The 21,359-nt window shown below is 32.0% G+C and carries 19 protein-coding genes and 1 tRNA gene; 9 read left to right on the top strand and 11 right to left on the bottom strand.

Annotation, left to right across the window (positions count from 1 at the left end; all coding sequences use genetic code 11):
- Window positions 1-31: 31 nt before the first annotated feature.
- The 5 genes from CELLY_RS04065 to CELLY_RS04045 form a co-directional block, all read right to left on the bottom strand.
- Entirely contained in the window at window positions 32-847 is an 816-nt protein-coding gene (locus CELLY_RS04065; RefSeq protein WP_013620386.1) for a purine-nucleoside phosphorylase, read from the bottom strand.
- Complete coding sequence (locus CELLY_RS04060) at window positions 840-1,493, bottom strand: TIGR04282 family arsenosugar biosynthesis glycosyltransferase (protein WP_013620385.1); 654 nt, start codon at window positions 1,491-1,493, stop codon at window positions 840-842. The genes CELLY_RS04065 and CELLY_RS04060 overlap by 8 nt, the downstream gene beginning before the upstream one ends.
- Window positions 1,474-1,971, bottom strand: a complete 498-nt coding sequence (locus CELLY_RS04055; protein WP_244847048.1) for a rhodanese-like domain-containing protein — start codon at window positions 1,969-1,971, stop codon at window positions 1,474-1,476. Before CELLY_RS04055 ends, CELLY_RS04060 begins: the two co-directional genes overlap by 20 nt.
- 282 nt (window positions 1,972-2,253) lie before the next feature.
- Entirely contained in the window at window positions 2,254-2,541 is a 288-nt protein-coding gene (locus CELLY_RS04050) for a GIY-YIG nuclease family protein (protein ID WP_013620383.1), read from the bottom strand.
- Window positions 2,542-2,590: 49 nt separating this feature from the next.
- Window positions 2,591-2,663 (bottom strand) — tRNA-Phe (locus CELLY_RS04045).
- 100 nt (window positions 2,664-2,763) lie between these two features.
- Between CELLY_RS04045 and CELLY_RS04040 the strand changes: the two genes are divergently transcribed.
- The 7 genes from CELLY_RS04040 to CELLY_RS04010 all read left to right on the top strand — a co-directional run bounded on the left by CELLY_RS04040 (window position 2,764) and on the right by CELLY_RS04010 (window position 10,485).
- A complete protein-coding gene (locus CELLY_RS04040; protein WP_013620382.1) occupies window positions 2,764-3,492 on the top strand; it encodes a type III pantothenate kinase in 729 nt (242 codons plus the stop codon).
- Entirely contained in the window at window positions 3,493-4,770 is a 1,278-nt protein-coding gene (gene bamG, locus CELLY_RS04035) for a BamG family beta-barrel-assembly machinery protein (RefSeq protein ID WP_013620381.1), read from the top strand.
- A 37-nt stretch (window positions 4,771-4,807) separates the two neighbouring features.
- Window positions 4,808-6,196 (top strand): hypothetical protein, encoded by a 1,389-nt coding sequence (locus tag CELLY_RS04030; protein ID WP_013620380.1) that lies wholly within the window; start codon window positions 4,808-4,810, stop codon window positions 6,194-6,196.
- Between the two features lies 1 nt (window position 6,197).
- On the top strand, window positions 6,198-6,803 hold the full coding sequence (gene lptC, locus CELLY_RS04025; RefSeq protein WP_034646145.1) for an LPS export ABC transporter periplasmic protein LptC: 606 nt from the start codon (window positions 6,198-6,200) through the stop codon (window positions 6,801-6,803).
- Window positions 6,800-7,000 carry a hypothetical protein gene (locus tag CELLY_RS04020; RefSeq protein WP_013620378.1) on the top strand — a complete coding sequence of 67 codons (201 nt, stop codon included), beginning with the start codon at window positions 6,800-6,802 and terminating at the stop codon, window positions 6,998-7,000. Before lptC ends, CELLY_RS04020 begins: the two co-directional genes overlap by 4 nt.
- Window positions 7,001-7,002: 2 nt before the next feature.
- Window positions 7,003-8,292, top strand: coding sequence for a hemolysin family protein (locus tag CELLY_RS04015; RefSeq protein ID WP_013620377.1), 1,290 nt, complete (start codon window positions 7,003-7,005; stop codon window positions 8,290-8,292).
- A gap of 90 nt (window positions 8,293-8,382) precedes the next feature.
- Window positions 8,383-10,485: a peptidylprolyl isomerase gene (locus CELLY_RS04010; RefSeq protein ID WP_013620376.1), complete on the top strand. Its 2,103-nt coding sequence runs from the start codon at window positions 8,383-8,385 to the stop codon at window positions 10,483-10,485.
- Between the two features lie 53 nt (window positions 10,486-10,538).
- Here the strand turns inward: CELLY_RS04010 and CELLY_RS04005 are convergent, their stop codons facing one another.
- Together CELLY_RS04005 and CELLY_RS04000 are read right to left on the bottom strand one after the other, a co-directional pair.
- Window positions 10,539-11,462 carry a GYDIA family GHMP kinase gene (locus CELLY_RS04005; protein WP_013620375.1) on the bottom strand — a complete coding sequence of 308 codons (924 nt, stop codon included), beginning with the start codon at window positions 11,460-11,462 and terminating at the stop codon, window positions 10,539-10,541.
- Window positions 11,455-12,774 (bottom strand): hydroxymethylglutaryl-CoA reductase, degradative, encoded by a 1,320-nt coding sequence (locus CELLY_RS04000; protein ID WP_013620374.1) that lies wholly within the window; start codon window positions 12,772-12,774, stop codon window positions 11,455-11,457. Before CELLY_RS04000 ends, CELLY_RS04005 begins: the two co-directional genes overlap by 8 nt.
- Before the next feature lie 261 nt (window positions 12,775-13,035).
- Here CELLY_RS04000 and CELLY_RS03995 point away from each other — a divergent pair, with 261 nt between their 5' ends.
- On the top strand, window positions 13,036-14,568 hold the full coding sequence (locus tag CELLY_RS03995) for a peptide MFS transporter (RefSeq protein WP_013620373.1): 1,533 nt from the start codon (window positions 13,036-13,038) through the stop codon (window positions 14,566-14,568).
- Window positions 14,569-14,646: 78 nt separating this feature from the next.
- On the opposite strand, the gene CELLY_RS03990 is transcribed toward CELLY_RS03995, so the two are convergent.
- From CELLY_RS03990 to CELLY_RS03980, 3 genes are read right to left on the bottom strand one after another with little or no spacing between them, the layout of a single operon-like run.
- Window positions 14,647-15,375: an MIP/aquaporin family protein gene (locus CELLY_RS03990; protein WP_013620372.1), complete on the bottom strand. Its 729-nt coding sequence runs from the start codon at window positions 15,373-15,375 to the stop codon at window positions 14,647-14,649.
- A 4-nt stretch (window positions 15,376-15,379) separates the two neighbouring features.
- Window positions 15,380-16,876, bottom strand: a complete 1,497-nt coding sequence (gene glpK, locus CELLY_RS03985) for a glycerol kinase GlpK (protein ID WP_013620371.1) — start codon at window positions 16,874-16,876, stop codon at window positions 15,380-15,382.
- A 37-nt stretch (window positions 16,877-16,913) separates the two neighbouring features.
- A complete protein-coding gene (locus CELLY_RS03980; RefSeq protein ID WP_013620370.1) occupies window positions 16,914-18,494 on the bottom strand; it encodes a glycerol-3-phosphate dehydrogenase/oxidase in 1,581 nt (526 codons plus the stop codon).
- Window positions 18,495-18,602: 108 nt separating this feature from the next.
- On the opposite strand from CELLY_RS03980, the gene CELLY_RS03975 reads away from it, so the two are divergent.
- Window positions 18,603-19,358: a DeoR/GlpR family DNA-binding transcription regulator gene (locus tag CELLY_RS03975; protein ID WP_034646232.1), complete on the top strand. Its 756-nt coding sequence runs from the start codon at window positions 18,603-18,605 to the stop codon at window positions 19,356-19,358.
- Here the strand turns inward: CELLY_RS03975 and CELLY_RS03970 are convergent.
- On the bottom strand, window positions 19,355-21,358 hold the full coding sequence (locus tag CELLY_RS03970; protein ID WP_013620368.1) for a ComEC/Rec2 family competence protein: 2,004 nt from the start codon (window positions 21,356-21,358) through the stop codon (window positions 19,355-19,357). The genes CELLY_RS03975 and CELLY_RS03970 overlap by 4 nt on opposite strands.
- Window position 21,359: the final 1 nt, after the last annotated feature.

Below are 21,359 nucleotides of genomic sequence, written 5' to 3'. Positions count from 1 at the left end.
TTTTTAATTTGTCTTTTTTAGGTTTTAAAACTTACAACGTTTTAAGTAATTCTCTAAAAAGCTTAATCATTTTAGGCTCAGTTTCACTTGCTATTTTAATGATTTCTTTAATGTCTGCAGTCTCTAAATTATCTGGGTCGCACTCATCTGTTAAGACAGAAACGGCTACTATAGGTAATTTTAAGTGGTTTGCCACAATTACTTCTGGTACTGTACTCATACCTACGGCATCTGCACCAATAATTTTTAGCATTCTGTATTCTGCTTTAGTTTCTAGTTGAGGTCCTAGTACAGCTGCGTAAACACCAGAGTGCATAGTTATATTCTCTTTTTTAGCAATGTTTTTTATAGCGTTGCTCATTTCAGTGTCATACGGGTTTCCCATATCAACAAAACGCTCACCAAATTGAGAAACACCTTTAAAAGCTAGCGGAGAACCCCCTAAAAGATTTATGTGATCTTCTAATAACATTATGTCTCCTTTTTTAAAGTTTAGGTTAATAGCTCCGGCAGCATTAGAAATAAATAATTTTTTTATACCAAGCTTGTGCATTACGCGTATTGGATAGGTAACATCTTGCAGGTCATAACCCTCATACATATGAAAACGCCCTTGCATAACAACAACTGTTTTACCTTCTAGTGTGCCATAAATTAATTTTCCTGAGTGAAATTCTACAGTTGCTAAAGGAAAAAAAGGAATATGATTGTAATGTGCCTCAATAGGATTTTCTATTTCATTTGCTAAATTTCCTAATCCAGTACCTAAAACTATTCCAATTTCGGGAGCGTTAAAGCCTTTATTTTGTAAATACGCTACAGAATCTTCAATTTCTTGTTTAATCATTTTTTATGTTTTTTAAAAAAGGTTTAAAAGCATCAATGTCTTTTATATCTTCATAATAATCAACATCGTTTTTTGCTTCAAGTAACTTTATTTTTTCGTCTTTTAAGTTATTTAGTGTGTCTTTAAGCACAGTATTGGTTCCCCAATCTTTATTTTTAAAAACCGAACTATTAAGTTTTTTCATTCCTAATAAATAATAACCGCCATCAGTTGCTGGGCCTATAACAAAATCATTTTTAAGTAAATGGTCAAAAGCATTTTCTATATCTGTTGTGGTTATATCAAATAAATCGCTTCCAATAATAATAATATTTTTGTAACCATCTGCAAAACCTTGCTTAAAAGCATTCATCATACGGCTACCAAGATCGTTACCATTTTGTAATTTTTTATGATAAATATTATTGCTCCAAATGTCATTATCTCTAATGGCTACAGAGTAGTGTACTTGTTTGTCTGCATTTAAATTTTGAGTAATAGCAATAGTGTGGTTCAATAAAAATTTGTAAATATCTAAAGCAATTTTGTCTCCGGTTTTAGCTGCTAAACGTGTTTTGCATTTTCCTAGTTCTGGGTTTCTTGTAAAAATTAACAGTAAGTTTTTATTCAATTTGTTCAAAATATAATTAATAAATTTTCTCGGCATTGGTCACTAATTTAGACCAATACTTACTGTGTGTATGTAATTTATTTGTTATCGAGTTGTTATTGTTGTAAATGGGATTATTGTTGTTTTTCCACATAAAAATACCTCCGTATAGGTTTTTTACATTGGTATAGCCAGCTGCAATTAGTTTTTCTCCAATATCTTCAGAGCGTATGCCAATAGAGCAATATACTATAATCTCGGTGTCTTTATTTTGTATTTCAGATGTTACTTTGTTGATGTCAAAAAAATCATAGCCAACACAAATTGCATTTTTAATATGACTAATATTAAATTCAATTTCTTCTCTTGTATCTAATAAAACTACATTTTTTTTAGTTAAAAGTGAGTCTACAGAAATGTATGTGACACTCTCTGTGTTATTTTTTTTAAGTAGTTTTTTTATTGTTGGTTGTGCAGATCCTAAAAATGATATCAGTAAAAAAAGAACAATGTATAATGTAGGTTTTTTTATCACAAGTAAACGTATTTTAGGTAAAGATAAGTTTTTGTCTATTGTTATAAAACCATTAAAAAATAAAATAATGCTTGGTTTAAGAAAAAAATAAAGGGGCAGTGTATTTTTTAACCTATTTTTAAGCTTAGAAGTTTCTCCAATATAGAATCTATCAATAGATTTACTGTAAAGAAAATAGATAAAGAGCTGTTGCATAGGGTAAAGAAAAGAAAAAACCCGAACATTTCTGATCGGGTTTTTAAAGTGGTGCCTCCAGTCCCGACGCTTCGGGAGAACCAGGGGCTATTTATTGTTTAATATATCGTCTAAAATTTCAGGATTTTTAATCACTTTTAAAATAAACTTTTTGCTTTTCATTCTTTTAATAAATTTTTCAAGAAAAAGAGCATCTTGTTTAGAGTCGCATTTTTTTGAGAATACAATTTCCCAATCTTTAGCACTTTTAGTGAAGCTGCCTTTGTAATGCTGTTTTTGGTGTAGAATTAACCTATTTTTAAGATTAGAAGTTTCTCCAATATAGAATCTATCAATAGATTTACTGTAAAGAAAATAGATAAAGTGCTGTTGCATAGGGTAAAGAAAAGAAAAAACCCGAACATTTCTGATCGGGTTTTTAAAGTGGTGCCTCCAGGAATCGAACCAGGGACACATGGATTTTCAGTCCATTGCTCTACCAACTGAGCTAAGGCACCATGCCGTTAAGCGGGTGCAAATATAATTTCTATTTTCGTATATCCAAACAAAAATTGAAAAAAAGATTAAACTTTTTTTAATATTTATAATATTTGTAAAATGAATTTAATTGTTGATGCAGGGAATACCTCAGTAAAACTAGCGGTTTACAAAGGAAAACAACTTGTTTTTTCTGATGCCGTAGTGCTTAAAAATTTTTTAGATTTAGTAAAAGAAACTTTTTTGGCCTATCCAGATATTAAAGATGCTATTGTTTCATCTGTTGGTTTTTTAGGTGAAGAAGAGGTTACTAAGCTTGCCGTGTACTGTAATGTGCACACTTTAAGTGCGCTAACCAAAATACCTTTTAAAAACTTATATAGTACCCCAAAGACATTAGGAGTAGACCGTATTGCACTTGCTACAGCAGCGTTTTATAATAATGCAAGTGAGAATACTTTGGTTATAGATGCAGGTACTTGTGTTACGTATGATTTTATAGATAAAAACGGCGCTTATTTAGGGGGAGCTATATCACCTGGTGTAGCAATGAGATTTAAAGCTATGCATAATCAAACGGCTAAATTGCCATTATTAGATAAAAATGGTGAAATTGAGTTAATTGGGAATTCTACAACATCTTGCATGAAAAGTGGTGTAATTAATGGAATTTGTTTAGAAATTGATGGTGTAATTAAAGAATATAAGGTTAGATTTGCAGATTTAACAGTTATTTTAACAGGCGGCGACGCTCATTTTTTGTCAAAACGATTAAAAAATACCATATTTGCGCATTCCAATTTTCTCCTTGACGGACTTAATTATTTGCTGGAATACAACAAAGACTAAATGATAAGAAAAATAATTATTGCAATAGTATGCTGTATGGCAGGTACTATTTACGCTCAAAACGGCACAGTTTCTCCATACTCTTATTTTGGAATTGGAGATTTAAGATCTATAGGTTCAGTAGAAAATCAAATGATGGGTGGTATTAGTATGTATGCAGATAGTATACATATAAACCTAAATAACCCAGCGGCTTATGCTAGGTTAAGACAAACTACATACACTGCTTCTTTATCTAGAAAAGATATAAACTTTAAAGGGCAAAATTTATCAGATAACTCATCTGTAACTAATTTAGATTATTTAGCAATTGGTTTTCCAATTATTGATGACAGGTTGGGTGTAGGTTTTGGTATAAAGCCATTTACTTCTTCTGGTTACGAAATAGAGGAAAGCTTTACAAGCGCAGACAACGGAGAAATTACAAACGTTTTTTCTGGAGATGGCGGTGTAAATTCGGTTTTTTTCTCAGCAGGAGTTAAAGTAATAGAAGATTTTACGGTTGGTGTTACTGCTAATTATTATTTTGGTGTTGTAGACAGTAGAAGAGTGCAAGACGTGGAAGATGTACAATATGGTACTTTTGACTTTAGAAACTCTAGAGTAAACGGAGCAAACTTTAAAATATCTGCTAATTACACTCCAATGCTTACAGATAAAATAAGAATGAATACTTATTTTGGTGTAGAAACACAGAATAACCTATCTTCAGAGAACACAAAAACTATTGGTTCTTTTTCATCTAGTACAGGACAAGAAATAGAAACTATAGAAGTAGACTTAGATAATGCAGGTTTAGCTAACAGAGGTGTTACAATACCAACAACAACTACAGTTGGTTTAGGATTTGGTCAAGATAGAAAATGGTTTATTGGTACAGAATATAGTGCGCAAAACTTAGAAGATTACAGAGCCCCATTTTTTACAGTAGGTAATTTAACGTACAAAAATGCTTCTAAAATTGCTTTTGGTGGTTTTTATATACCAGATTATACTTCTTTTACAAGTTACTATAAAAGAATAACATACAGAGCAGGTGCAAGATTTGAGAACACCGGTATGGTTGTTAATAATGAAGATATTAAAGACTTTGGCATAACTTTTGGGTTAGGACTACCATTGAATGCAGTTAACGATCCTTTTTCTAATATTAACATAGGTTTTGAAATAGGAAAAAGAGGAACAACAAATGCAGACCTTATTCAGGAAAACTATTTTAAAGTTAACCTAGGAATATCTCTAAATTCTAAGTGGTTTAGAAAAAGAACAATAAATTAAAAAAGTTTATAACCATTAATAATAAAAACCAATTAAGATGAAAAAGAAACTTTACTTTATAGCGATTGCTTTTATAAGCGTTATGGGTGTAAGCTATGCTCAGGAAACAGCTGCTGCTACAGTTGATAAGTCGGAATGCTCAAATAACTTTCAATTATATGCACAGGATGCAAAAGTTAAAAATTATGATGCTGCATACGGACCTTGGAAAAAAGTTTATGATGTATGCCCAGATTATCATCAAGCAAATTTTCAGTACGGAGAGCGTATTTTAAAGCATAAAATAAAAAATACTTCAGGAGCAGAAAAAACTGAGTTTATAAATATGTTATTAGGCTTGTATGATAATTACATTAAATATTATCCTACAAAAACATCTAAGGCAGAAGTAATCATAGACAAGCAATTGTTAAAGTATGATAACAAAATGTCTACTGATGAAGAAGATTATGCTGCGTTAAAAACAGCTTTTACAGAAGATAGAGCTCACTTTAAAAGTGTAAAAGCATTATACTTATATTTTTCTAGCCTTGTAGACCTGCATAAAGCTGGTAAAGAGGAGTTACAAACTGTTTTTGATGTATATGATGATGTAACAGAAAAAATTGAAGAAGATAACAAAGCTTTAACTGCTAAAATTAGTACATTGTTAGCTAAGGAAGATGCGGGTACAATTACTAAAAAAGAAGCTAATAACTTAAGAGTTTACAGTGCAAACTCTGGTAACTATGGTAAAGTATCTGCTAGTATAGACTCTAAATTAGGAGATTTAGCTAATTGTGAAAACTTAATACCATTATATGAGAAAAACTTTGAGGCCAAGCAAAATGACCTTAAATGGGTAAAAAGAGCAGTAGGAAGAATGTATTCTAAAGATTGTTTAGATTCTCCAATGTTTAAAAAATTATTTGAAAAGCAATTGGCAATGGAGCCATCTGCAAGTGCTTACTTATACTCAGCTTCTTTAAAACTAAAAGCAGGTGATAGTAAAGGTGCATTAAGTGATTTTACACAAGCTAGTGAGTTAGAGACAGATCCTTACAAAAAGGCAGATATTCTATACAAAATTGCAGCTAGGTATAGCAGAATTAGCAAGTCTACATCTTACAAATATGCTAACAAGTCATTACAAGCAAACCCATCTAACGGAAAAGCTTACTTATTAATGGCGAGCTTAGTGTCTAGTAGTGCTAACGATTGTGGTTCTACTAAATTTGAAAAATTAGCTGTAAACTGGAAAGCTGCAGAATTAGCAAGAAAAGCAGGTAGAGTAGACCCATCATTAGGTTCTACTGCAAAATCTGCTGCTAGTAGATACTTGCAAAGAGCGCCTACTAAAACAGATATTTTTTCTAACAACATGCAAGGCAAAACAGTTAGCTTTAAATGTTGGGTTGGTGGTAGTGTAAAGGTGCCTAACCTATAAGATGATCACAAGAAAAACATATAAATTTTTAAAAAGCATTGCCATAATTTGTTTTATGGCAATGCTTTTTTCGTGTAAAGATAGCTACAAACGTGTAGGAGTAGAGGCAACTAAATTGGTGTATCCGCAAGGTGTTGCTAATGATTTAGTTTTTACGTACACAGAAACCAAAGACCCTGTTAAAAATAAAGAAGAGGTAACCTCTAAAGTTTTAGCAGTGTTAACAGCACCTGTTAGAGAAGATTTTAATAACTTAACATTTCCTAAAGAGGTATTTCCTAAGGGGCTGCAGGTAGAGTTTTTTGATGATAAAAACCAAAAAAGTATTATAACAGCAGATTATGGTATTAGTTATTCTTCTACAAAATTAATAAGTTTACGAGGTAATGTTGTTATACACACACATGATGGTAAACAGTTTAAAACACCACAGCTGTTTTATGATCAGGTTAATAAATGGATTTTTACACAAGAAAAATTTGAATTTATAAACCCAGAAGATGAATCTGTAATGTATGGTGAGGGTTTTGATTCTGATAAAGATTTAAAACAAGTTAATGCACATAAAACAACAGGCTTAAAAACAATAAAAGACGAGGAAATATGATGAAAATTTTAAGGTATACAGAGGTTTTGTATTTGGTAGTAGCTATACTGGCAACTTATAAAATGTATACACTTTGGAGAGCTAATGAGGACTATTTTTTATTTGCTTTTTTTGCAGTTATTTCTGTTGGTATGTTCTTTTTTAGAAGACACTACCGTAAAAAGTTTGAAAAAAGAAAACAAGATAACAACTCGTAACCTTGGTAACATCAATCATTATTATTGTTGTATCATTATTACTTTCTGCATTTTTTTCAGGAATGGAGATTGCTTTTATATCTGCTAATAGAATACATTTAGAAATAGAAAAAAAACAAGAAGGTTTTTTGCCTACTGTTTTATCTAAATTAACAGCAAAACCATCTAAGTTTATAGCTACAATGCTTATAGGCAACAATATTGCCTTGGTGGTATATGGTATGTATATGGGAGACTTACTTATGAGTTGGTTTGTAAACATGTTACCTACAAGTAGTAGCTTTTTAGATTTGTTGCTTACAGATTTTGGACTCCTATCACAAACTGTAATTTCTACATTAGTGATCTTAATTACGGCAGAGTTTTTGCCAAAAGTATTTTTTCAAATTTATGCCAATTCATTTTTAAAAGTATTGGCAATACCTGCATATTTTTTCTACGGATTATTCTCTTGGATATCCAATTTTGTAATTAGTGTGTCAGATTTTATCTTAAAAACTTTTTTTAAAACAGATGGTGATCATAGTCAGCTTGCGTTTAGTAAAGTAGAGCTAGGAGATTACATTACAGAGCAGCTAGAGACTGTTAATACTGAAGACGAGGTAGATTCTGAGATTCAAATTTTTCAGAATGCATTAGAATTTGCAGCTGTAAAAGCAAGAGAAGTTATGGTGCCACGTACAGAAATAGTAGCAGTAGAGCTTCATGATACTCCTAAAAATTTAACCAAATTATTTACAGAAACAGGTTTTTCTAAAATAATGGTTTATAAAGAAACTATAGATAATATAATAGGTTACGTGCATTCTTTTGAGCTTTTTAAAAAACCTAAAACCATAAAAAGTATTTTACTGCCTATAGAATTTGTGCCCGAAACTATGTTGGTTAGCGATATTTTAGATTCGCTTACAAAAAAGAGAAAAAGTGTTGCTGTAGTGTTAGATGAATATGGTGGTACAGCAGGTATAATGACGGTAGAGGATATAGTAGAAGAATTATTTGGAGAAATAGAAGATGAGCATGACTCTACAGATTTGGTAGAAGAGCAGTTGTCTGAAGATACATATAAGTTTTCTGCAAGGCTAGATGTAGATTATATAAATGAAAATTATAAGTTAGAACTTCCAGAGAGTGATGAGTATGAAACTCTAGGAGGTTTAATAGTAAACGAAACAGGAGAAATACCCGAAAAAGATTCGGAAATTAAAATTGAAAACTTCAATTTTAAAATAATAGAAGTGTCAAATACTAAGATAGATTTGGTAACCCTGCATATACTTGAAAAAGAGTAGGTTTTTAGTGTTAAAAATTTGATAAAAATTAAATTTTAAAACCCAAAAAGAAATGGTATTTTTGCCCACTGATTTTAAACATTTTATAAAATGGCGATTTTAGAGAACATAAGAAAGAGAACAACTGTATTAATCCTAATTATAGGTTTAGCCTTATTTGCATTTGTAATCTCTGGTATTTTTAGTGCAGATGGTATGTCTGGTGTAAAAACAGGTACTACCGTTGCAGAAATTAACGGAAAAGATATTTCTATAGACAAATTTAGAAGAGAGGTTGAGGCTGCTTCTAATCGTTTTGGAGCTGGCGCAACTTCTATGCAGGTTGTAAACAGTGTATGGGATCAAGAAGTGAAAAACGCTATTTTAAGTGATGAGTTTGATGATTTAGGGATTTCTATAGAGCAAGACCAAATTATTAACTTTATAGCATCTAACCCAGGATTTTCTCAAAACCCACAGTACCAAAATGAGAACGGTGTTTTTGATGAGTATATTTTTAAAGAGTTTATTTCTACTTTAAAAACAGAAAACCCTGCACAATATGCACTATGGCTTCAGCAAGAGCAAGCTATTATGCAAGCAGCTAAAGAGCAAACTTACTTTAACTTGGTTAAAGCTGGTTTAGGCGCTACATTAAAAGAAGGTGAGTTAGATTATAAATTAGCTAATGATAAAATTGATATTAAGTATGTAAGAGTACCTTATACTTCTATTGCAGATAGTTCTGTAGCGGTAAGTAAAGATGAAATTGCAGCTTATATAAAAGATCACGAAGAAGATTTTAAGCAAGAAAAAGCAAGAGATTTTCAGTTTGTATACTTTGAAGAGAAGCCATCTTTAGAAGATGAAAAAGCTGTTGAAGCTAAAGTAGTTTCTTTACTAAATGATAAAGTAGAGTATAACGATACTATTTTAGGTTTTAGAAATACAAAAAATATTGAAGAGTTTTTAGATCGTAATTCAGATTTAAAGTATGATACTATCTACAAAACTAAAAACGTATTATCTCCAAAATTTGCAGACACTTTAATGGCATTAAATATTGGTGATATCTATGGTCCTTATCGTGATGGTAACTATTTTAAAGTTACTAAAATGATGGATAAGAAAAAAGATGGTAACGTTAAGGCTAGTCATATACTTGTTGCTTGGGAAGGTGCAGAAAGAGCAAACCCTGAAGTAAAAAGAACAAAAGAAGAGGCTAAAAAAAGAGCAGAAGAGTTATTAAAAGATGCTAAAAAAGGAGATGTAGAATTTTCTGTTTTAGCTCGTGATAATTCAGATGGTCCTTCTGCATCAAGAGGTGGAGATTTAGGATATAGCCAACAAGGTAGAATGACTCCTAAGTTTGATGAATTTATGTTTAGTAACAATGTAGGTACTATAGGTATGGTAGAAACAGAATTTGGTTTCCACATTGTTAAAATTGATGATAAGCAAGATTTAGTTCGTGTTGCTACTTTAGCAAGAGCTATAGAGGCGTCTGAAGCTACAATAAACTCTTTGTTTACTGAAGCTACTCAGTTTGAAAGTGACGCAAAAGATTCTGACAAAACATTTTTAGAATTATCTAAAGAGAAAAAATACGTTGCAAGACCAGTAAATAAAATTAAGGCTATGGATGAAAACCTTCCTGGCTTAGCTGCACAAAGAGCAATTGTACAATGGGCTTTTAATGATGATTCTGAAGTAGGAGATATTAAACGTTTTCCTGTAAACAACGGTTACGCTGTAGTACAATTAACAGGTAAGTATAAAGAAGGCTTAATGTCTGTAGAAGATGCTTCATTTATGGTGTTACCTAAATTAAGAAAAGAGAAAAAAGCAGCACAAATTATTGCCGCTAATAAAGGTAAAAGTATAGATGCTATAGCTAAAGATAATAATGTATCTGCTTCTACTGCATCTGCATTAACTATGAAATCACCAACAATACCTGGTGCAGGTAGAGAACCATTTGTTGTAGGTAGTGCTTTTGGACTTAACCAAGGAGACACTTCTGGTTTACTAGAAGGAGAAACAGGAGTATTTATGTTAACTGTAACTAAAAAAGAGGAAGCTCCTAAATTAGATAATTACAGTACTTATGCAAATATGGTGCAAACAACAGCTATGCAAAGAGCAAATTCTGCTGTATTAAATGCATTAAAGAAATCTGCTGAAATTGAAGATAACAGAGCAATGTTCTACTAGTAGAAATTGTTTAATAATCATATTTTAAAAAAGCCTCCAATTTGGAGGCTTTTTTATTTTATTAGATCGGTATATCTAAAAATAGTATTGTACCCTTTTTGCTTAAAGTAGTTGGGAGTAGTTTTATTACCTGTGGCCAATATAAAATCTCCACCCCAAGCACCTAAGCTTTTTATAGCGCCAGTAAAGTCTTTAAATAGTAAGTCTTTAACTGTTTTTGTTTTTAAGGCTATAGATAGTAGTTCTTCGTGTTTAGTAATAAATGCTTCAAAAGAAGATAAAGAACTTGTATTAGCTATGTTTTTGCTTATTTCAGTAATGTTTTTAACTAGTTCATCTTTATTAAATGAACATTTTTTATATGCAGCAATAGCTTCTCTACTGTTCTGCTTTTTGTTTAAATGAATAAAGTATAAATTGTCAACAAAAAGAGGATTAAAATTTATGGTAGTAGTGGTGGGTATTTTGTTTATTTTCTGATAAAAAATTGGTGTATTGTTTTGTGCGCAAGCAATATCATACCCACTGCCACCCATTGTATTTTCTAATAACTTAAAAGCATCTACATTTGCCCATTTTGCAATGTTGTTTATTAGAGTAGATGAAGACCCAAGTCCCCAATCTCTGTTGAAATCTAATTTTGTTTCTACAGCTAACCCTTTCGTGTTTTTTAAAAAGTTAGGATTTAGTAATTGTGCTTCTTTTAAAATTTGTTGTAAAGTTTTTGCTGTATTAATCCAAGCTTCATCGTTTAGTTTATCATTTAAAACAGTAAAAGTATCGCTGTTAAAAGTTGCGTTAAACCAAGTGTTATTAGCTACGTCTATACTGCTCCAAGTAATGCTATTGCTATTAGTTTGTGTTACTCTTAAATTTTGACCATAAATTGTTGGTACTGCTAAGCTAAGTGCGCCATCTAAAACAACATACTCTCCTGTGAGTAGTAATTTTCCGTTGCTGTAAAATTCTTTAGTCATTTTTTAAATTGTTGTATGCAGTAACTACAGCGCTATGCGTAACAGTATTGGTTTTAAAGTGTGCTGTTAGTGTCTTTTTTTCACTATCTGTGGCGCCAAGTTGATTTAAAATGTTTAGTAAGTGCATTTTCATATGTCCTTCTTGTATACCAGTTGTTACCAAAGAGCGTACAGCAGCAAAGTTTTGAGCCAATCCGGTGGCAGCTACAATTTGCATTAATTCTGTTGCAGAAGGTTTTTGTAAAATTTCTAAAGCAGTTTTTACTAGTGGATGTAAGTTTGTTAAGCCGCCTACAGTACCTAAAGCTAAAGGTACATCTAACCAAAACTTAAACACACCATTATCTACGCTAGCATTAGTTAGGCTACTGTATTTTCCGTTTCTACTAGCGTATGCGTGTACACCAGCTTCTATAGCTCTAAAATCATTTCCAGTAGCTAAAATCACAGCGTCTATTCCGTTCATAATTCCTTTATTATGTGTAACAGCTCTGTAAGGTTCTATTTTGGCAATGTTAACGGCCTGTACTATTTTTTCAGCTAAATGTTGTGCATCTTCAGTATTTCCTTCGCTAAGCTCTTCAACTGTACAGCTAACTTCTGCTCTAACAACACAATTAGGTACATAGTTAGATAAAATACTCATTACAACTTCTATATTTTTTTCTTTATCAGAAAAATCAGTATAAGCCAATGCTTCTCTTTTTAGTGTTTTTGCAAATTGCTCTAAGCAAGAGTTTATAAAGTTGGCACCCATTGCATCTAGTGTTTCAAAAGTGCAGTGTAACTGGTAGTAGTGTTCTAAATCTTCAGTTTTATTACGTAGCTCTATATTTGTAATTCCTCCACCACGTTTTTTCATACTGGTGGTAATACTATCAGAATCATTAAAAAGTACAGGTTTAATAGCCGTAAAAAATGATTCTAACTTTTTTTCATCACCCTTAAAAATAAAATGCACCTGTCCTACTTTTTCAGTTCCTAAAATAGTGGTTTTAAATCCGCCACGTGTTAACCAAAATTTAGCAGCCTTACTAGCGGCAGCAACCACAGAGCTTTCTTCTATAGCCATTGGTACAGCATAAAGCTTGTTATTAATTAAAAAGTTTGGAGCAATACCTAAAGGCAGGTAATAATTTGTTATCGTATTTTCTATAAACTCGTCATGCAGTTTTTGCAGTTTAGCATCAGAATTCCAATACACTTTTAACACCTCTTTTGTTTGTTGGGTATTGTGTGTGTAATTGCTAGCAATCCAGTTTATTTTTTCGTCTTTACTTAGTTTAGAAAATCCTTGTATAGGGGTAATCATAGTTGGTTTTTTACAAGTGCCAAAGATAAACATTATGTGGCAACTTTTTTTGACTGATATATCTGTGAGTTTTGCCTTTATAATTGCAATATTTAAGATAAAAATTTTACTATTTATTAACATTATTAGCAAACTTGAAATTTTTATCTCATTTTTGATAAAATCGTAATAGTGTAGATTTATATACTGTATCAATGGGGTGTAGTTTTGCTAATGGTTTTAGTTATTGCAACCCCACTAATAAATTAATTTTTTATAATTATGGAAAACACTGTTAAATCAGTTGAAGAACAAGAGCTTTTTGGACATCCAAAAGGATTGTTTTATTTATTTTTTGCGGAGTTATGGGAGCGTTTTAGTTTCTATGGAATGCGTGCTTTGCTAACACTATATATGGTAGATGTTGTTTTTGCAGCTTTAGCATCTAGAGATTTTGCAGCAGCAGCAGTATACGCATCTTACGGCTCTTTGGTTTATGCTTCTACGGTAATTGGAGGTAGAATCTCTGATAAGATATTGGGAATGCGAAAGTCTATTTTTTTAGGAGGTATTTTAATGTCTATAGGACATTTTGTTTTAGCTATAGAACATGATATTACTTTCTTTTTAGCACTTGCATTAATTGTTGTTGGTAATGGTTTTTTTAAACCAAATATATCAACATTTGTTGGCTCGTTATACAAGGATGGTGATAGTAGAAAAGATTCTGGTTTTGTAATTTTTTATATGGGGATTAATATCGGAGGTTTTGTTGCACCTTTAATTTGCGGTTATTTAGGTAAAACTTTTGGTTGGCATTATGGATTTGGACTGGCAGGTATTGGTATGCTATTGGGGCTTATATTCTTTTATAGTGGAATTAAAAAGAATGTTTTTGGTGATAGAGGTTTGCCACCTGTTAAAGGAGTTTTGGAAAAGACAATTTTAGGTGTTAAACAAGGTATAATGATTCCTATTTTGGCTGTTTTATCTGCTCCTGTTATTGCTTATTTACTGTCTTCTTATAAGTCTTTAGGAGAAAAGGGTACTTTTTTAGAAGATGATAACATTGTTAATATTATATTTTATTTAATTGCTATTGGTATTGCGGTTTTTTTAATAAATGTTTTAATAAAAGCTACAGTAGATGAGCGTAAAAAGCTAGTTGTGGCTATTTTAATTACGTTTTTTATGACACTGTTTTGGGGTTTTCATGAGCTTTCTGGTAGTGTAATAACGTTGTTTGCAGAAAGAAATGTGAATCTTACCTTTATAGATGCATCACAAACTAATGCGTTAAATTCAATGTTCATAATTATATTATCAATTCCAATATCAATGCTTTTTGCTTATTTAAGAAAAAAGAAAATGGATCCTAGAACACCATATAAATTTGGTTTAGGACTTGCTTTTGCCGGTATAAGTTTCTTTATACTTTCTTTAAGTAGTGGTAGTGCAAATGCAGAGGGGATGGTTCCTTTTTCTTATTTGTTAATTATGTATTTTCTAATTTCTGTAGGGGAGTTGTTTATGTCTCCAGTAGGTTTATCTAAAATTACAGACCTTTCTCCAAAGCGTATTGTAGCTTTTATGATGGGAATTTGGTTTTTAGCTTCAGCATTTGCATTTCAAATTGTTGGTTTTATTAGTAAGCAATTGGCTGTTGAAAGTGATGATAAAAACGTAGGAGGGTTAGATACCTTGGGTATATACACAGACGGTTTCTTGTTAATATCTAAATATGCACTAGGGGCAGCTGTTATAGTTTTAGTGCTTTCTCCTTTAATTAAAAAGCTAATGGGTAAAGTTCATTAATTTTAATAAATACAAAAAAACAAAATCCCTTTTTACAATCTGTAAAAAGGGATTTTTAGTTTAAATAACCTTATTTAGTTAGCTTAATGCAAGCATTAGAAAAGCTGCTAGTGAAGCACCTAAAATAGGCCCTACCACAGGTATCCAAGCATAGCTCCAATCACTTTTAGCTTTATTTTTAATAGGAAGTAAAGCGTGTATAATTCTAGGTCCCAAATCTCTAGCAGGGTTAATAGCATAACCTGTAGTGCCGCCTAAAGAGAGCCCAATTGCCCAGACTAAAAATGCTACGGGTATAGCGCCAACCGAGCCTAGTCCAATTATAGTATTAGGCTCTGTTAGTGTAGCATCTGTAAAATAGAAAATAGTAAGTAACAGCACAAAAGTGCCTATGGCCTCACTAAATAAGTTGCTAAATGTATTTTTAATGGCAGGAGCAGTGCAAAAAACAGCCTTTTTAGCATCTTTATCTTCTGTTTCATTAAAATGATGTTTGTATGTAAGCCAAACAAAAGTAGCGCCAACCATAGTACCAATAAATTGCGCAAGTACATACATAGGTACTTTATACCATTCAAATTTGTTTGCAATAGCCAAACCAATACTAACAGCAGGGTTTAGATGAGCACCACTATAAGGCCCAGCTATAACCACACCTACATAAACAGCAAGTGCCCAGCCAGTGGTAATCACAATCCAGCCACTGTTATTACCATTAGTTTTATTTAATACAACATTTGCAACTACGCCACCACCAAGTAAAATTAGAATGGCACTACCAATAATTTCTGCAATAAAAGGAGTCATTTTTTTAGTTTAAGGTTGTCCAATATTCAAGTGCTTTAATGGCCTTGTACCAACCTTTAATGCCTTCTAAAATTTCTTCATTTTCTATAACTGGTTCAAAACGTTTATCTGTTTGCCAAATTTCTTCAATTTCTTTTGGACTATCCCAGTAGCCTACAGCTAGGCCTGCTAAAAAAGCAGCTCCCATAGCAGTGGTCTCTACCACTTTAGGTCTTATAGTAGTAGTTTGTAAAACATTTGCCTGAAACTGCATTAGTAAATTATTTACAGTAGCTCCACCATCTACTCGTAACTCTTTAATTAAAATGCCAGAATCTGCCTCCATAGCTTTTAAAATATCCATTGTTTGGTATGCAATAGACTCTAAAGCTGCTCTTGCAATATGTGCATCTGTGCTGCCTCTTGTTAATCCAAAAATAGTACCTTGTGCTTGTTGGTTCCAATGAGGAGCCCCCAAACCAGCAAAAGAAGGAACAAAGTAAACCCCTTCTGAGCTTGTAATGCTGTTAGCTAACGTTTCTGCCTCTGAAGATGTTCTAATAATTTTTAAAGAATCTCTAAGCCATTGTACAACAGCTCCTCCTATAAAAATACTGCCTTCTAATGCATAATGTGTTTCTCCGTTAATTTTCCAACCTATAGTGGTGAGTAAGTTATTTTTAGATAATGTTGGTTTTTTACCAATATTCATAAGCATAAAACAACCTGTGCCGTATGTGTTTTTTACCATTCCGGGCTTGGTACACATTTGTCCAAATAACGCAGCTTGCTGATCTCCTGCAATGCCAGAAATAGGAATTTTAGAATCATAAAAAACAGATTGTGTATGACCGTAGACCTCGCTAGATTCTTTTACCTCTGGTAACATACTTTTAGGAATGGTAAGTAGCTCTAATAGCTCATCATCCCATTCTAAAGTATTAATGTTAAATAGTAACGTTCTAGACGCATTACTAACATCTGTAACGTGTTTGTTTCCTTTTGTAAAGTTCCAAATAAGCCAAGAGTCTATAGTGCCCATTAATAGATCACCAGCCTCTGCACGTTCTCTAGCGCCTTCTACGTTATCTAAAATCCATTTTATTTTAGTTCCAGAAAAGTAAGAGTCTATTACAAGGCCTGTTTTTTGTTTAATAAGATCTGTGTGTCCTGCTTTTTTTAATTCATCACAATATGCAGCAGTTCTTTTGTCTTGCCAAACAATAGCGTTATAAACAGGTTTACCTGTTTTTTTATCCCAAACAACTACAGTTTCTCTTTGGTTTGTAATGCCAATTGCAGCAATATTTTTTACATCTAGTCCTTTTTTTGTAATAGCTTCTGTAGCAACACCAGCTTGTGTAGACCAAATTTCGTCAGGGTCATGTTCTACCCAGCCTGGTTTGGGAAAGTACTGTGTAAACTCTTTTTGAGCAACAGATATAATGTTTCCCATTTTATTAAATACAATTGCTCTAGAGCTTGTTGTGCCTTGGTCTAATGCTAATATATATTTCTCCATGTTTTGTGTGTAAGGTTGTTTGGTTTTAAGTGAAATCTTAATGTTTTAAAACATAAACTTCAGCAACTTTTGTAAAGTTTTCAATTTGATTTTGTTTCCAGGCATTATCTTTATTTAGTTCCTTAGCTATAATATCTGCAACTAATGGTGCTATTTCTATTGCGGCTTTGGCGTCTAAAAATAATACTCGTACACGCCTAGCTAAAATATCTTCAATGGTTCTTGCCATTTCATTTTTAACTGCCCAAACTACTTCGGCTTTTACAAACTCTAAATTAGGATGCAATTTTTCACCTAAACTTGGGTCATGTTGTACCATTTCTAAAATACTGGCTTCATCAGACCCATAAAAGGATAAATGATTAATTATATCATTGTTGGCAACCGCGCCATGCAATTGAAGATCTTCTGTAACACATTCCTTTTTGGCAAGCTGTCCTACTTCTATAGCTTTGTTTATGGTGTCTTGTGCCATTCTTCTATAGGTTGTCCATTTACCGCCAGTAATTGTAATTAATTTAGAGTTAGAAACTAAAACTTTATGACTTCTAGATATTTCTTTTGTTTTTTCAGATTTATCTTTTGGTGCAGCTAAAGGACGTAATCCAGAGTACATACTTAATACGTCTTTACGACTAACATTTTTGTTTAAATACTCGTTGGCATTTGCTAGTATAAAATCTATTTCTTCTTCTAAAGGTTTAGGCTCTAAACTATGGCTGTCTATAAGGGTGTCTGTTGTTCCTAAAATTACTCTGTTGTGCCAAGGCACTAAAAATAATACCCTACCATCTGTAGTTTTTGGTATCATTATGGCTTCATTACCTGGTAAAAATGACCTGTCTACAACTAAGTGAATACCTTGACTTGGACGTACAAGGTTTTTGGAAGCAGCATCATCCATTTTTAATATTTCATCAGTAAAAACACCTGTAGCATTTATTATTGTTTTAGCAAAAACAGTATACTCTGTATTTGTTTCTGTGTCTAAAACTACCACACCATTGGTATTGCCATTAGTGTCTTTTGTAAGCTTTATAACTTTAAAATAATTTAAAAGTGTTGCGCCTTTTTCAATAGCTGTTTGTGCTATATTAACAGCAAGTCTAGAATCGTCAAACTGACCATCATGGTATAAAACACCACCTTTTAGTCCGTCTGTCTTTATTGTTTTTAATTTCTGAATAGTTTTTTTTCTAGAAAGTGAAAACGATTTTCCAAAACTTAGTCTACCAGATAAAATATCATACACTTTTAAGCCAATGGTGTAAAATGGAGTTCCCCACCATTTGTAATTTGGAATTATAAATGAGAGATTGCTAACCAAATGCGGTGCATTTTTAGCTAATAATCCTCTTTCATGCAAAGCTTCTCTTACCAAATCTACATTGCCCTGAGCCAAATAACGTACCCCACCGTGTACTAGTTTTGTACTACGGCTACTAGTTCCTTTTGCATAATCTATCTGTTCAAACAATACTGTTTTGTACCCTCTAGTAGCACTATCTAGTGCAGCTCCTAAACCAGAAGCACCACCGCCAATAATTAATACATCCCAGTTTTTTTCCTGTTGTAATTGTGCTATTAATGCTTCTCTGTTAAATATGTTTTTTGTCACTTTCTTTTGATTTTGATCAAAACTAATAAATTTTTAAAACAAAACGAAAGTAAACGAAACTAAATTATGTTAATTTTTTTTCATTTTTTAACTATATTTGATCATTCTATGAAAAGACATCAGATTATATTAGATATTCTTGCAAGAGAAAAACATGTGGAAGTTGTAGATTTATGTGAGCAACTTAATGTTTCTGCGGTAACAATTAGGAAAGATTTACGCCTGCTTGAAGAAAAGGGGTTGCTTTTTAGAACTCACGGCGGAGCATCATTAGAAAATCCGTATATAAATGAAAGAGCAGTTGGCGAAAAAGAAAAAATTTCTGTTGAAGAAAAAAAAGGAATAGCGCAAACCGCATCTACATTAATAGACGAAAATGATTCTATAATGATTGCATCTGGTACTACAGTGCAAGCATTGGCTAAGTTTATAGAACCTAAAAAGAAACTAACCGTAATTACTTCATCTTTACATGTTGTTTTGCATTTAATACATAATAAAGACATACAAATTTTGCAACTTGGAGGGTATGTTAGGCATAGTTCTGCTTCTGTTATTGGTAATTATGCAGTACAAATATTAGATAACATTTCATGTAGTAAGTTTTTTTTGGGAGTAGATGGTATAGATTTAGAGTATGGTTTATCTACCTCTAGCTTAGAAGAAGCTCAGCTTAATAAAAAAATGTTGGGTGCCGCGCAAAAAATAATTGTTTTAGCAGATTCATCTAAGTTTGGTAAAAAAAGCTTTGCTAAAATTTGTAATCTAGATCAAATTGATGAAATTATTACGGATAGCGGAATAGCTCCTAATATGGTAAAAAATCTGGAAAATAAAGGTATAAAAGTTAGTGTTTGTAATTAATGAAAGGTATAATAGCCATTTTCTCCTGTATAGTAAAAAGGAATTTTTCTTTTTAAGCAAGTAGCTTTCCAAAGGGCAACTGTGGTTTTGTAATTGCTACCGTCGGCAATTATTTGTTTTGGATGTATGTCTGTAATTAAACGATCTAAATTTAGCTTAGCAGACTGTGTGAGTAGTACAATGCTGTTTTTATTTTTAGGGTAAACTGCTAAACTATCTACAATAATTAGTAGCTTGTTTTTATAACTGTAGTTATTTTTTAGTTTTTGGTTAGATATTGAATTTACGCGTTCTGCAATTGCAATATTTTGAATGGATTGCGGATTTATGTGGCTATTATTAGTGTAAACTTTTAATTCTTTTCCTGTTTGGTGGGTTAGTACCGTATGTTTACTTTGGTGTAATATGTGTAATTCTTCTTTTTGTAATGCTTTGTAATTATAGTAAATTATGCATGATTGAAAAACTAGAACACTAGCCAGTAACCAAGCTGTTCTTTTAAAGGTTTTTTTAGTCATATATAAAAGCAATATTAGCAGAATAAGGTAGCTAAGTATTATTTGTATCTTGTTAAATGAAATGGCTTTAATTAAAAAATCTTCCTGTGTAGCAACCCATTTTACAACACTGTTCATGCTAAAAATGATACCGTTGTAAAGTGTAACTAAAAAATTTGGTAAAGCATTAAAAAGCGCTAAAATTACAACCACAATACCTACACTTAAAATAACTCCTAAAAACGGAATAATAGCTAAGTTGGTAATAAAAAACAAACTAGGAAACTGATGAAAATAATATAGGCTAATAGGTAAAACTCCAAGTTGAGCAGCTAAACTAACAGTTAACAATTGCCATATTTTATTAGTAAGGTAATATTTAGGTTCCCATAATTTTTTAAAAATAGGATTAAATAGTACAATAGAAAATACAGCGGCATAGCTCATTTGTAAGCCTACGGAAAACAATAAGTTAGGCTTGCATAAGAGTATAAAAAATAACGATAATGCTAAAATGTTAAAAGAACTCGTTGGCCTGTTTAAAAACATAGCGTAGGCAACAAATGTAAACATAGTTACTGCTCTTATTAATGAGCTAGATAAGCCTGCAATGAAAGCAAAACTCCAAAGAAATAAGACTATAATAATAAGTTTAATTGTTTTGCCTTTTGGTAAATACTCTAAAGGAGAAAGTAAAAATTGTAAGACCAATAAAAGTATTCCAATATGTAAACCAGAAAGTGCTAAAATGTGTATAGCGCCAGCATTTTTGTATGCATCTAAGGTTTTTGTTTGTACGGTATTACGTTCCCCCAGCAATAATGCTTTTATAATGCTTAATTCTTCTGGGTTAAAACCCGCACCATTAAGTTTGTTAATAATATTATTTCTAATAATTGCAGCTGTACCAATTAGGGTTTTATTGTTTAATAAAAGTAGTTTGTAATTGTCTTTAGCTTCTATTTTATGGTAAATGCCTAAATCTTTTAAGTATAAAGCATAGTTAAATTGATGCGGGTTTAAAGGGGAGTTAACAGGAGAAAGCTTTGTGTATACAACAAGTTCATCATCAACATTAAAAATTGTTTTAGCACTATTTATTGGTGTCTCTAATAAAAATTTTCCTGTAGCATTTTGGTTGTCCAGAGTAACAAGGGTTGCTACATACTTATGGTTGTAAGTGTTAGATTTTAAAACCTCGTGTATTTTTAAATGCCATAAATGTGTATTGGTGATAGTTTTATTACTGTAGTGTAATGTGTTATTTTTTGGTGTGGCAAAATTTGCAGTAGTTACCCCCAACAATATGCTTGCAAAAGCAGCTACAATGCCAAAAACTAATGCTCTTTTTTTAGATGTTTTTAATAGTATACCAAGAATTAGTAGTGATGTAATAAGTGCGTATAAGCAATAAAAAGCAGAAAAATTAAAAGCAGTTTGTATCAGTATTCCAGTAATTAAACATAGTGTAAGTTTTACTGAAATAAACTGAAACGGTTTCATA

It is taken from the genome of Cellulophaga lytica DSM 7489, from assembly GCF_000190595.1.
In the GTDB taxonomy this organism is placed as follows: domain Bacteria; phylum Bacteroidota; class Bacteroidia; order Flavobacteriales; family Flavobacteriaceae; genus Cellulophaga; species Cellulophaga lytica.
This window is presented reverse-complemented; position numbering and strand designations above follow the sequence as displayed.